This window comes from Cellvibrio japonicus Ueda107 (genome assembly GCF_000019225.1).
GTDB lineage: Bacteria > Pseudomonadota > Gammaproteobacteria > Pseudomonadales > Cellvibrionaceae > Cellvibrio > Cellvibrio japonicus.
In genome coordinates, this window is sequence record NC_010995.1 from 3,095,276 (window position 1) to 3,108,370 (window position 13,095).

General features: G+C 51.8%; 10 protein-coding genes. 2 read left to right on the top strand and 8 right to left on the bottom strand.

Annotation, left to right across the window (positions count from 1 at the left end):
* Positions 1-16 precede the first annotated feature (16 nt).
* The 6 genes from CJA_RS12715 to sbcB all read right to left on the bottom strand — a co-directional run bounded on the left by CJA_RS12715 (position 17) and on the right by sbcB (position 7,730).
* Complete coding sequence (locus CJA_RS12715; protein WP_012488227.1) at positions 17-211, bottom strand: CcoQ/FixQ family Cbb3-type cytochrome c oxidase assembly chaperone; 195 nt, start codon at positions 209-211, stop codon at positions 17-19.
* Positions 211-822, bottom strand: coding sequence for a cytochrome-c oxidase, cbb3-type subunit II (gene ccoO, locus CJA_RS12720; RefSeq protein WP_012488228.1), 612 nt, complete (start codon positions 820-822; stop codon positions 211-213). The genes CJA_RS12715 and ccoO overlap by 1 nt, the downstream gene beginning before the upstream one ends.
* Positions 823-832: 10 nt before the next feature.
* Positions 833-2,290, bottom strand: a complete 1,458-nt coding sequence (gene ccoN, locus CJA_RS12725; RefSeq protein WP_012488229.1) for a cytochrome-c oxidase, cbb3-type subunit I — start codon at positions 2,288-2,290, stop codon at positions 833-835.
* Between the two features lie 295 nt (positions 2,291-2,585).
* Complete coding sequence (locus CJA_RS12730; RefSeq protein ID WP_012488230.1) at positions 2,586-3,803, bottom strand: argininosuccinate synthase; 1,218 nt, start codon at positions 3,801-3,803, stop codon at positions 2,586-2,588.
* 351 nt (positions 3,804-4,154) lie between these two features.
* Positions 4,155-6,050 (bottom strand): methyl-accepting chemotaxis protein, encoded by a 1,896-nt coding sequence (locus CJA_RS12735; RefSeq protein WP_012488231.1) that lies wholly within the window; start codon positions 6,048-6,050, stop codon positions 4,155-4,157.
* Positions 6,051-6,236: 186 nt separating this feature from the next.
* Positions 6,237-7,730 carry an exodeoxyribonuclease I gene (sbcB, locus tag CJA_RS12740; protein WP_012488232.1) on the bottom strand — a complete coding sequence of 498 codons (1,494 nt, stop codon included), beginning with the start codon at positions 7,728-7,730 and terminating at the stop codon, positions 6,237-6,239.
* A 235-nt stretch (positions 7,731-7,965) separates the two neighbouring features.
* Here sbcB and can point away from each other — a divergent pair, with 235 nt between their 5' ends.
* Positions 7,966-8,595 (top strand): carbonate dehydratase, encoded by a 630-nt coding sequence (gene can / locus CJA_RS12745; protein WP_012488233.1) that lies wholly within the window; start codon positions 7,966-7,968, stop codon positions 8,593-8,595.
* 204 nt (positions 8,596-8,799) lie between these two features.
* Positions 8,800-11,028, top strand: a complete 2,229-nt coding sequence (locus tag CJA_RS12750; protein WP_041551515.1) for a PAS domain S-box protein — start codon at positions 8,800-8,802, stop codon at positions 11,026-11,028.
* A gap of 9 nt (positions 11,029-11,037) precedes the next feature.
* Here CJA_RS12750 and CJA_RS12755 read toward each other — a convergent pair whose 3' ends face one another.
* Both CJA_RS12755 and CJA_RS12760 read right to left on the bottom strand, forming a co-directional pair.
* A complete protein-coding gene (locus tag CJA_RS12755; RefSeq protein ID WP_041551516.1) occupies positions 11,038-12,771 on the bottom strand; it encodes a PP2C family protein-serine/threonine phosphatase in 1,734 nt (577 codons plus the stop codon).
* 35 nt (positions 12,772-12,806) lie between these two features.
* Positions 12,807-13,085 carry an STAS domain-containing protein gene (locus CJA_RS12760; RefSeq protein ID WP_012488236.1) on the bottom strand — a complete coding sequence of 93 codons (279 nt, stop codon included), beginning with the start codon at positions 13,083-13,085 and terminating at the stop codon, positions 12,807-12,809.
* Between the last annotated feature and the right edge of the window lie 10 nt (positions 13,086-13,095).

Sequence of the window (13,095 nt, forward strand, 5' to 3'; positions counted from 1 at the left end):
CCGCCTCAATCGATGATTACTTGTGATCATCAGTTTGCTTGTTGTCTTGCTGCTGCCCGTCCACGGCTGACGGGGGCTCATCGGCAAAAGGTAAGTTGGCATCTTCCTCAAAGCGCTTTTTAAGCCTGGGCGAGAATGCCCAAAAACACACGCCAAAAAATGCCAGGGTTACCAATACCGTTGAGATTGCACCGAGTGTACTTGCGTCCATTAGCGTTTCTCTTTCAGCAATACGCCCAGGTTTTGCAAGTAAGCAACCAGGGCATCCATCTCAGTGACACCCTTCACAGCTTTCTCGGCCCCGGCAATGTCTTCCTCGGTGTAAGGAACACCCACTTTAGCCAGTGCACGCATTTTGGCGGCGGTGTGCTTGCCATCCAGCTTGTTGTCATACAAGTGTGGGTAAGCCGGCATAATGGATTCAGGAACCACAATACGCGGATTATAGAGGTGCACCTTGTGCCACTCGTCGGAGTAACGACCACCGACACGCGCCAGATCCGGACCAGTGCGCTTTGAGCCCCACAGGAAAGGGTGCTCATACACGGATTCACCGGCAACCGAATAATGGCCATAGCGCTCTACTTCTGCACGCAATGGACGCACCATCTGGGTATGGCATACGTGGCAGCCTTCGCGGATATAGATATCACGCCCCTCCAACTGGACTGCATTCAAGGGCTTGAGGCCTTCGATGGGCTCGGTGGTTTCTTTCAGGAAGAACTGGGGAACGATTTCCACCAATCCCCCAAAACTGATGGCAACGACCATCAGGATCGTCATCAAACCAATATTCTTTTCAACTATCTCATGACCTTTCATGGCATTCCTCTTAAACAGCTGGAGCCTGGGCAGTAGTGGCAGCTTCGTCTTTCGAAGCCTGTTTAGCCGCACTGATAGTGCGATAGGTGTTGTAGGCCATTACCAGCATACCGGTCAGGAAGAAGACACCACCGATCAGGCGCATGATGTAACCATCGCGACTGAACACCACGGTTTCAATAAAACTGTAAGCGAGCGAACCATCCGGATTAAAGGCACGCCACATCAGGCCCTGGCCGATGCCATTGATCCACATGGCAACGACATAAAGTACAGTACCTACCGTAGCCAACCAGAAGTGCAGGTTGATCAGCTTCACGCTGTGCATGGTTTCGCGGTTAAACAGTTTGGGGATCATGTGGTACACGGCACCGATGGAGATCATCGCAACCCAGCCCAGGGCGCCCGAGTGAACGTGGCCCACCGTCCAGTCAGTATTGTGCGACAGCGCATTCACATTCTTGATAGCCATCATCGGGCCTTCAAAGGTAGACATACCGTAGAACGACAGGGAAACCACCAGGAAGCGCAGGGTTGGGTCGGTGCGCAGTTTGTGCCAGGCACCGTTGAGGGTCATGATGCCATTGATCATACCGCCCCAGCTGGGAGCCAGGAGGATCAGCGACATCACCATGCCCAGGGACTGGGTCCAATCCGGCAGTGCAGAGTAATGCAGGTGGTGTGAACCGGCCCAAATGTACAGGGAAATCAGCGCCCAGAAGTGCACGATAGACAACTGGTAAGAGTAAACCGGGCGACCGGCCTGCTTGGGAACAAAGTAATACATCATGCCGAGGAAGCCGGCAGTCAGGAAGAAACCTACCGCATTATGGCCATACCACCATTGCACCATGGCATCAGCGGCACCGGCATAGGCAGAATAGGATTTGGTGAGGGTCACAGGAATTGCAGCACTGTTCACAATGTGCAGTACCGCAACAGTCACAATAAAACCACCGTAGAACCAGTTAGCTACATAGATATGCGAGGTTTTACGCTTGACGATAGTTCCGAAAAACACTACCGCATAAGAAATCCACACCAGTGCCAGCAGGATATCAATCGGCCACTCCAGCTCGGCATATTCCTTGGTAGAAGTCATACCCTGTGGCAGGGTGATAACCGCCAGCACAATAACCGCTTGCCAACCCCAGAAGGTAAAAGGCACCAACCAACCGCCAAACAGCTTGGTCTGGCAGGTGCGTTGCACAACATAGTAAGAGGTGGCAAAAAGCGCACAACCACCGAAGGCAAAGATTACCGCGTTGGTGTGCAGCGGACGCAAACGACCAAAACTGGTATAGGGAGACCAGAGGTCATTCAGTGCGGGCCATACCAACTGCGCGGCAATCAGTACTCCCACCCCCATACCCACTATGCCCCACACAATGGTCATAATGGCGAACTTGCGCACTATATCTAAGTCGTATGCTGGCGGATCCCCAGCTACTGTCGCATGACTACCCATAGGACGTTCCTATTACTTGAAGAGAAATGAAAACCTGGTGTCTCTATACAACTACTGCGGCATTCATTGAGCCTTGCAGTAAATATCAAGCCGGTTTCGCATGGCGACCGCTCTCTCTCTCACGAGGCTATAACCCCACGAATCGTGCGGCATTTTGCCTCAAGGTGAGGCATTTTGTCTCACCCCGGGGAGAATACGCTTGATATTTATCAAATTATTTATGCACTTTTAACCACATAGGTGATCAAGTGCGCGGTTTGCATCGGTAATGCGCAGCACAACCGATGCACGGAAGTTACTTAAGAATGCGTCCTTTGTTGGCGGCAATACGCATACGCAGGGCATTGAGCTTGATAAAACCCTCAGCATCTTTCTGGTTGTACGCGCCAGCATCATCCTCGAACGTAGCCACTTTCTCATCGAACAGGCTGTCTGCCGAGCGGCGGCCCACTACGTGAACGCTACCCTTGTATAGCTTCACCCGCACATCGCCATTTACGTGTACCTGCGACTCATCAATCATCGCCTGCAACATCTTGCGCTCGGGACTCCACCAGTAACCGTTATAGATCATCTCGGCGTATTTCGGCATCAGGCTGTCTTTCAGGTGTGCCACTTCGCGGTCGAGCGTAATGGATTCTATAGCGCGGTGGGCGCGCAGCATGATGGTACCGCCAGGGGTTTCATAGCAGCCGCGCGACTTCATCCCCACGTAGCGGTTTTCAACGATATCCAAACGACCAATCCCGTTTTCACCACCCACTTTGTTCAGGTAAGCCAATACGCTGGCCGGTGACATAGGCTCACCGTTGATCGCTACGATGTCGCCTTTCTCGTAGGTGAGTTCCAGGTAGGTCGCTTTATCCGGCGCAGCCTCAGGCGCTACCGTCCAGCGCCACATATCCTCTTCGGCTTCAGCCCATGGGTCTTCCAACACCTTGCCCTCATAGGAGATATGCAGCAGGTTGGCGTCCATGGAATAAGGCGATTTTTTCTTTTTAGTGAAATCCACCGGAATATTGTTTTTTTCACAGTAGGCCATCAGGGTTTCACGCGAGGTCAGATCCCATTCGCGCCAGGGGGCGATTACCTTGATGCCCGGCTTGAGCGCATAGGCACCCAATTCAAAGCGCACCTGGTCGTTGCCCTTGCCGGTAGCGCCGTGGGAAATGGCATCCGCCCCCACTTCGTTGGCAATCTCAATCAAGCGTTTGGCAATCAATGGGCGTGCGATAGAAGTACCTAACAGGTACTCACCTTCATAGATGGTATTGGCACGGAACATGGGGAATACGAAGTCGCGCACAAACTCTTCGCGCAAATCATCGATATAAATTTGCTTGACGCCCAGGGCTTGGGCTTTGGCGCGCGCGGGTTCAACTTCCTCGCCCTGACCAATATCGGCGGTGAAGGTCACCACTTCACACTGGTAGTTTTCTTGTAACCATTTAACGATGACCGAGGTGTCCAGGCCACCGGAATAGGCCAGAACGACTTTCTTGATAGACGACATAGGGAGCTCCCACTAAAACTCGTTAAGAATCCACTGGTGACATGGGCACAGAGTAGATCGGCACTGACAGGCGCCACCGCTGTGGCAGGGTGTAATTTGTGTGCTGACTCGGGCGCGGGATTGTACTCGTAAGACGGTTAAATTCCCACACTTGGTGAGGCTATTTTGCCGATTGAGGGGTTGAAAACCCAACAGATAAAAATAATTCTCATTTAAAAACTGCACAACAGCCCTATAGAAAAACAGCCAGGTAATCAGCCCGGCTGTTTCATCACAATATTGGCTAGATCCTCGTCACCCTGAAGAGCGCCTACAAACGAAAGGTTGCTACCTTGTCACCCTGAAGAGCGCCTACAAACGAAAGGTTGCTACCTTATCATTCAAACCGCGCGCCAGACTTTGCAGGCGACTGGCACGCTGCTCGTCGTTGGCTGCTGCATCAGCGGCATTATCAGCCACGTGCTTGATCGATAGCATATTGTTTTGGACTTCCTTGACGACCTGGCTTTGCTCTTCTGCCGCCGTCGCTATCTGCACTGCCATACTGCTAATTGTGCCAACCACTTTATTAATGCTATCCAACGCCTGGGAGGCATTATCCGCGTTGTCCACACTCCCCGTCGCCAGGCGCCGACTGTCTTCCATAATGGACACAGCATTCTGGGCTGTAGCCTGCAGGCTGCCGATCATATGTTGGATTTCCTCCGTACTGGCATGGGTGCGTTGAGACAGTACGCGCACCTCATCAGCGACAACCGCAAATCCCCTGCCCTGCTCTCCGGCACGCGCGGCTTCAATCGCAGCGTTCAGTGCAAGCAGGTTAGTCTGCTCTGCAATGCCCTGGATAGTCGCCAGGATGCCACTGATATCCTGGGCATTTTTATTGAGGCTGGAAATAACACCGCTGGCCTGTTCTACCTTATCGGCCAGGACCACAATGGAATCGCGGGTTTTATCTACCTGCACCTTGCCCTGGACGGCACTGGCCACCGACTCCCGTACAGAGTCAGCCGTATGTTCGGCGTGATGGGCAATTTCCTGGGTGGCATTGGTCATTTCGTTCATGGCCTGGGCCACCATGCCGATCTGCTGTTGCTGGGAACCGGACTCACCCACCGTATGGCGCGCACTGTCAGCCATGGAGCGGGCATTGGTTTGCAGCTCATTGGCCTGCTCGCGAATATGGGTGACCAGATCCCCCAGGTGGTCTACAAAAGAGTTGAAGTTAGTCGCCAACAAGCCAACTTCATCGCGGGATTTCACCGGCAGGCGACTGGACAAATTCCCACCACCCGATGCAATTTCAGCAAGAGACTGCGATACATCGTGCAAAGGCTGTAACTGCACCCCAATCAGCCAGTTAAGTACCACCATGGTCACCAGCAGCAATACCAGGATAACGGCAAGCTGCCCCACCAAGGTGGATTTCACCGGCCCGGTCAGCTGCTCCCGCTCCAGCAGCATCACGAGCACCATATTGGATTTGGGAATGGGATTGGCGAAAACCTGCAGGGTCTTGCCGCCCAGCTGTACCAGCGAAATTTCATTGCGATTGTGGGTCAGGCGCTCAATAAAAGCCTGGGTGAAATCCGGCGCTATGTCAGTAAGTGGCTTGTTAAGCAACTTGGCATCCGCGTGGGCAAACACCTTGCCGTTGCGCGCGATAAACATATAACCATTGCCTGGCAGATCTATATCGCGCAACTGCTGGACGATGTCCTCGATCACCACATCGATACCGAGGATCGCCTTGACGCCGCCATCGCTGTTCAGCACTGCGCGGCCCAGCGACACCACATTCTTGCCCGTAGCCGAGGCGATGGTCGGGTCCTCGATAGCCGTTTCACGCGGATTTTTCATGGCGCTGATGTACCAGTGCCAAACCCGCGGATCGTCGTTACCGGCAGCCATCTTCAGGTTGTTGGCGTTCACCAGCCGACCGTCGGAAAACGCCAGGAAACTGTTATCGACATCAGCCGAAATACGCAGTTGCACCAAATGGGCATTGTAGGTTTCCTCGTTAGCCGTTGCCGGAAAAGCTTCAAGGGACTTGCCCTTGAGCGCGAACCAGTCGGTGACATATTTGCTGAAGGTAGCGGAAATACCGCCGACCTGCTGGCGAATACTCTGCTCCATAGCCGTCATGGCCGAGCTGTAGGAAAGGTAGGACACCGCACAGCCAACGAGCAAGAGAGATAAAGCAACGGAAGTACTGATTTTTTTACGTAATGACCATGTTGCCGACATGGGGCCTCCGGTATGTTTGATCATCGCCTCGGGCGATACTTATTTGTTATTGGTGAAGGCAATCCTGTGCAAGGGGGTACAGCAGGCAAAAGATTCAGAGCGCCTCCCCCCTTAAATAACCATAGACCGATTAGCGCCATGTGCACCGAATCACTATCGATTTTCAGTTACAGCGCAGAAGCCGCCTCACCGCTGCGGGCAATAGCGGTATTCAAGGCTATCGGCATAATCCTGCAATTGCTTAAGGATCTGCCGTTTTTTGATGGGATCAGGCTGGGGGGGTTGTACATCCAATCCTGCCAACAGGGCGTGGATACGCTGGCGAAAGTCACTCAATACCAAGCTGGCGCCCTGATCAGGACGGGTAAGCCGGCCACAACAGAAATCGAACCAGCGCTGCTGCTCCGCCGGGTCAAGGCTCTCGGGGAAATTGCGGGCGCGATAGCGAAACAGCAGCTCCGGAAGGCGGCTATCCTCGAAGGTCCACTCCGTTTTGGCCAGGGCGTCGGGAGATAAGGTTCGCACACGGCTCATCAGGCGCTTGTCAGCATCGCTGAAAAAGCCGGCATAGAGCTGTTGCTCAGGGTCTGTGCGCCCGGTGAAATCCTGGGCGCTGTACAGTTCATCCAACTTTTCAGCCAGAGCTTCACGCTCGGTACGGGTCAATTGGGTCCACGCACGCAAGTGTTGCTCACAAATCGCCATATCCAATTGCAGGCGACGCGCCAAGGTCTCATCAACCATAGCAGTGGTAACCAGCATCGGGGTTTTATTAAGATGAATCTCCTTCAGAGGTAAACGTTCAACCCCCTCAGGTAAATCAGCACTGGCAGTAAACAGGCGAATGCGCAATTCATCTACCGGTAAATTCAACAGCGGTGAGGGATCGAACGCCAGGTTAAAGGCAATCACTGAATTTTTGTTTGCCGGATGGTAAGCCAGGGGCAGCACCAGGGCAGCATTGCCCTGCTGGCCAGGAAAGCGCGATGAAATATGTAACAAAGGCTTTTGCCCGTCGATATCGATCAAACTGGCTGCAAAGCGTTTGTCGCGCAAGCGAAAGGCATAATCATACAGCTTGGGCTGGCGTGACTTAAGCAGGCGGGCCATGGCAATGGTGGCATGCACATCCGATAGTGCATCGTGGGCCGCTTCATGGCTGATCCGGTTGACCTCGGTGAGCCTCTCCAGCTTAAAGCAGGGTGTGCCGTCCTCGTAATCGGGCCAGTGGATTCCCTCCGGGCGCAATGCGCGCGTCATGCGCAGTACATCAATCAAATCCCAGCGCGAGTTGCCATTGCGCCATTCGCGCTCATAGGGATCATAGAAATTGCGGTAGAGGGTATAGCGGGTCACCTCATCATCAAAGCGAATGGAGTTATACCCCACGCCACAGGTTCCGGGTCGCGCCAGTTCACGGTGGATCGCTGCAATAAAGTCAGCCTCACTGACCCCTTTGGCTTCAGCCTCCTGAGGGGTGATACCGGTAATCAGGCAAGCTTCCGGTTTGGGAAGCACATCCGGGGCCGGACGCGCATAAATCGTCAGCGGTTCACCCAGGATATTCAGGTCAAGGTCGGTACGCACACCGGCAAATTGCACAGGGCGATCGATCGCCGGACTCTCTCCCCAGGTTTCATAATCGTGCCAATAAAGGGTAATTTGCTCAGTAGAAGTCATTATCAATGCCTATATTGCGGACGCTATCCCACGCTTTTTACTGCACCGCTGCCTGTTGAACAGCTTCTGTGCAGCCAGGGATCAATCTATTTTTATCACACCCGGTTATGTCACCGAAGGCCAGCACTGTAACACCTGCCTGTAGCTTTCCCCTATACTGCGAGCCATTTTGTCCGGTTTTCCGCCCGACCGGATTATTTTATATGACCAGAAAAATTCAACCGTGGAGCCTGTTATGAGCGACCTTGAAAGTCTCTTTGCCAATAACCTTCGCTGGGCCGAGGATATCAAGCATAAAGACCCCAGTTTCTTTGCCAACCTGGCCCAACAGCAAGCTCCTGAATACCTGTGGATCGGCTGTTCCGACAGTCGGGTGCCCGCCAACCAGATCGTGGACCTGGCCCCCGGTGAGTTATTTGTACACCGCAATGTCGCTAACGTGGTCATACATACCGACCTTAATTGCCTGACCGTGCTCAATTACGCGGTAGAGTTCCTCAAGGTTAAACATGTGATGGTCACCGGCCATTACGGATGCGGCGGTGTTAAGGCAGCGCTGGAAAACCGCAAATTGGGACTGATTGATTACTGGCTGCGCAATATCCGCGACGTGTACTACAACAACAAGACAGAAATGGAACAAATCCGGGATGAAGAACACCGCCTGAATCGCCTGTGCGAGTTAAATGTTATCCAACAGGTTTACAACGTGGCCCGCTGCAATATCGTGCAAAATGCCTGGGGGCGGGGGCAGGAACTCACCATCCATGGCTGGATCTATGACATCAACGACGGCATTTTGCACCGGCTGATGGAGCCCATCGACCATCTGGAACAAATTCCCGAGCAATATCGCCTCTACTAAAACCCCATCTCTTCGATATTGCCCAATAAGGCCAGCCCAGTCTGGCCTTTTTATGTTCTGCCAAGCTATACCAATCTCCCCTCACAAGCTGACAAGGCTCAACTATACTCAAACGGGTATGACAGTACCCCGTCCATTTCCACACAACCGATGTTGTATACACCACAGGAATTTACGGATAGACAACGGGAGCAAAGCACTCGAATGCGCGGCAGCTTTCCACCATCTCAGGTATCGAGTATTGAGTTTCAGGTAGCCCAACTGCAACGCCAGGAGCAGTGCAACTCACTGTACGGCAACCTGCCCAGCTCCCTGCTGTTATCCATCATCATTGCAAGCATCCTCAGTGCCTCCCACTGGCAGCATATTGGCTATGATCGGGTTATCCTGTGGAATCTGTTACTGGGATGCGCGCTGCTCCTGCGTCTGATCTGCTGGTATTTCTGGCGTTACACCGGAAAAGCCTATCGCCATGAAATCTGGTTGTGGTGGTTTCGCCTGGGGACTTGCCTGGCAGCCCTGGCCTGGGGTTCGTCTGCCTATTTCCTTTTTTCAGTGGACAGTGCCATGCTGCAGGCGCTCTTGGCATTTTCGATTGCCGGTGTTGCCAGTGGCTCACTCACATCCCTCACACTGGATCGCGTGTCTTCCGTCACCTTTGTCTTGCTCACCGTATTTCCACTCAGTATCAGGCTGTACTTACAAGAAGGTACGGAAGCAATTTACCTGTTTATCATGTCACTGCTGTTCATTGCCTTTGTGCTAACAAGCAGTAGCCGCGCCCAGCGTAATATCGCAGAACAACTCCGTAAAAATATTGAGCTTGGCCGGCTAGCCAATGAGTTACATCGAAAACAGCACATTGAAGAAATCATTCGTGCATCACAATCGATCTTTATCGCCGAACGCAACAGCCTTGCCAGTTTACGGTTTATCCTGCATCAGCTACTCGACCTCAGCCAAAGTGCCATGGGCTATATCGGACGTATCGATTGGGACAAGCCGTCACAACAACAGCTGGTACGTGCCCTGCTGTTCGCGAGTGAGCCACACCGGGAACAGTCCCCTTCCCGTTTTCAGGCAAACCACTTGCCAGAGCAAGGAGAATTTCGCGATCTGCACCATTTATTCAATACAGCGATTACCACAGGCAAACCACTGATCAGCAATATCCCTGAACAAGACCAACGCTCGGGTGGCGCACCCACCGGGCATCCATCGCTTAATAATTTTCTTGCAATACCTATCTATATTGAAGAACAACAGGTCGCCTTGCTCGGCTTGGCCAACAAGCCAGGTGGCTATGATGAAGCCGATATTCATTTGTTAGCACCACTCCTCAATACTATTGCCCAACTGGTACAAGCTGCTGCCAATGAAGAAGACCACGCTAAAGATAAAGCCGCATTGGTAGAGCACTCCGTCAGTACACGGATTATTGTCGAGAATGTGGGCGACGGCATCATCATGATTAATCAACACGGACTCATTCAGGAGTTCAATCGCGCCGCTGAAATTATCTTCGGTTACAAGAAACAACAGGTGCTGCATAAAAACATCAGTATGCTTATGCCCGAGCCGGATAAATCCAGGCATGACGGTTATCTGCAAACCTATTTAAAAACCCACAAAAGCAACATTATTGGAAAGGGTCGGGAAGTGACTGGATTACGCAAAAATGGCGCTACCTTTCCTATGGATTTGTTGATCTCTATGGTGGCACACGATGAAGAGCCTTTATTTATTGGTATTGTGCGCGATAACAGTGAGTACCATACGTTTATCGCCCGCAAAAATATGCGTTTACTGGAAGTGCTTACCCAACAGGTCTACCAATGGCTGTTACTGACTCGGGCTATTAATCACAGCTACCAGGCGAATACCATCGCCCTCCCACAGGCCTTGCAGGATCAGTTACAACAGCAGGAATATCAAATCCACAAGGCATTAGCGAAATATTTTATTAACGAAGGCAATGGCCAGCCGGCCAATGTAAACCTGATCCGTAAAATCCGGGAATTAATTCGCCAAACCAACAATTTATTTGCACCACGACAACTCAACCTACTCAGTACGGAAAAGCGTGAGCACATATATATCAACTGCGATGAAAAACTGCTGGGGCTACTCATTCTCTTACTGAGTAATCAATTGATACAACAGCAGAACAGCGATATTGATATCAGCATCCACGAAGAAAAAAACCAGGCAAAGATCACATTATCAATAGAAACACCACAGGTTAATGACCAGGAAGCAACCGGAACACCCAGTGGAAGTAATGACAGCCGCGACTTGCTGGCGCTGATAGGACTCTATCATGGCACCCTGCAAAAACGACAAACTATTGGCTTTATGAATAACCAAAGTTGCCTATGTGCCATACAATTAACATTTCCGCTGGCGACATTTTCATTGGGCAGTTCCCCATAGCCATCGGATTTACAGGGGGATAGATTGGTTAACATACATCACTGCGCGAAGACAGGATTGCGCCTCATCCAGATACAACTCATCAACCAATTGTTTAACCAATAACAATGCCGGATCAGTACCGAGCTGTTGCCTGTCCGGGGTATTAAATATCGCAAAGGACGGAGCAGACACCTGCCATTTTACCGTTACCTGAAACTGGTTAACCGGCTTGTGGATGCCATGGCCCGGCTGCCATGCCATGGATAATTGCAAATAATCTTCATGCCCCAACAAAGCCAGGCGTTTCTGCCAATCCGTAAAATAATCCACCACACCGGCAGGCGTGTTTTTGCGGTTTGAATCCAACATCAACACCCCCTGATCCAATGCGAAAGCAACCACTTCACTAATCACCAGAAATAAATATTCCCTGACAGCAAAGGGTACACGCAAACCCTGAAACAGGGACATACACAAGGGGGGCAAATCCAGTTGCTGCAGTTCCTGCCCTCCCAGGCGCAATGACCACTCAATGGCAGCAGTTGGTAATTGTAATTCCGCATCCAGGGGGCGAAGGCCAATTCGTTGGGAAAAATGTTGCGCAATGATCGATGGGGATAATAAACACAAGGACACATCGTCTTCATAGTGAGTGTGTGTCACATGGGCTTGTAGTGATGCCATCAGCTGTTGGAGTAAATTCGCGGGCTGCTGCGCTATCACTTCGTGTACCCTGGCCAGGGAAAAAGCGTCTCCCACCGGACTCTTGGCTTCGAGCAAACCATCGGTAAAGACCAGAATCTCCCCACTCGCCGGTGTCGGGCAGCGGCTGACACCGGCATCAAACACAGGTTCATCGAGGATTCCCAGGGCCATATGATTCGAGGGAAATTCATGTAATACCCTGCCCTGGTCAATCCACAAGGCGGCAGGGATGCCGCCATTCCACACACAGACCTCATGGCGCTCACGATGTATCTGGATTACCAAGGCTGCCACAAAACGATCAACAGGCGTATCACGCACCAGCTTCCGATTCATTTCAGCCACGATGGTTTCCAGGTGAAACCCTCGTGCAACCATGGTGTTAAAGATAGCCACTACGGGCATGATGGTCATAGCTGCCGCAAGGCCGTGACCAGTTGCATCCGCCAGTAAAAAATACAAATCGCCACGCGGCGAAAAGCGAGCCAATGCAATATCGCCACTAAAGGTCGTGGAGGGATGTATCTGAATGGAAACGCCGTCAATCGAGGCCCTATTCTGGCGTACCAAATGTTCGTAGGTATATTTGGCAACAGCCTCTTCACGTTCGGCATTCAACTTGAAGCCGGCCAATTCAGTATTTTGCTGGCGAATCAGGCGTTGCAGGGCCCGGTTGCGGATCAGCGCAGACACCTTGAGTGCCAGCAATGACAGATTAACCGGCTTGATAATGTAATCCGCAGCCCCTAATGCAAAACAGGATTCCAGAAATTCATGGTCATCGCGCACACTGATCATAATGACCGGCAATTCGCCAAATAAATGTTGATATTCAGGATCGGTAAGGAGATCCAGGCCACAGCCATCCCCCAATTGGTAATCCAGCAATATCAAATCTATATCGACAGCCGTGCGCAAACAGTTTTTTGCCTCAGCAAGGCTCAATGCACACAGCGTGGACAACCCTCGTGCGCCCAGGTATTCGCAAAATAAACCGTTAAGGATTTCATCGTCATCGACGATCAAAACACGCTGCGGATGTTGTATGTCTTGCATGGCGCCAGGCAAGTCGCGTTGGTTGATGCAAACGCTTAACGAATATCAATAATTTTTTGCAGGTTAGCCAACTGCAGGATTTCCAGGATAGCCGGCTTGAGATTAATCATGGACACTTTCGCCTGCTGTGACTGGGCGCGCTTTTGCGCCATGACCAATAAACCTATGCCGGCACTGTCGATGTAATCCAGCACCTCACCATCAAGCACGATGTGAGAGGATTCACCCAGTGCATTTGTCACAGCCAGATTGAAATCACCACTGGATGAATAATCAAAACGCCTGGGCATGCGGATCGCCTTTGCCTCTGCCATAACGACTCCT

Coding starts and splice junctions, on each gene's coding strand:
- CJA_RS12750 (WP_041551515.1), top strand. CDS start 8,800: ATGCGCGGCAGCTTTCCACCATCTCAGGTATCGAGTATTGAGTTTCAG.
- ccoN (WP_012488229.1), bottom strand. CDS start 2,290: ATGGGTAGTCATGCGACAGTAGCTGGGGATCCGCCAGCATACGACTTA.
- CJA_RS12730 (WP_012488230.1), bottom strand. CDS start 3,803: ATGTCGTCTATCAAGAAAGTCGTTCTGGCCTATTCCGGTGGCCTGGAC.
- CJA_RS12735 (WP_012488231.1), bottom strand. CDS start 6,050: ATGTCGGCAACATGGTCATTACGTAAAAAAATCAGTACTTCCGTTGCT.
- can (WP_012488233.1), top strand. CDS start 7,966: ATGAGCGACCTTGAAAGTCTCTTTGCCAATAACCTTCGCTGGGCCGAG.
- sbcB (WP_012488232.1), bottom strand. CDS start 7,730: ATGACTTCTACTGAGCAAATTACCCTTTATTGGCACGATTATGAAACC.
- ccoO (WP_012488228.1), bottom strand. CDS start 822: ATGAAAGGTCATGAGATAGTTGAAAAGAATATTGGTTTGATGACGATC.
- CJA_RS12760 (WP_012488236.1), bottom strand. CDS start 13,085: ATGGCAGAGGCAAAGGCGATCCGCATGCCCAGGCGTTTTGATTATTCA.
- CJA_RS12755 (WP_041551516.1), bottom strand. CDS start 12,771: ATGCAAGACATACAACATCCGCAGCGTGTTTTGATCGTCGATGACGAT.
- CJA_RS12715 (WP_012488227.1), bottom strand. CDS start 211: ATGGACGCAAGTACACTCGGTGCAATCTCAACGGTATTGGTAACCCTG.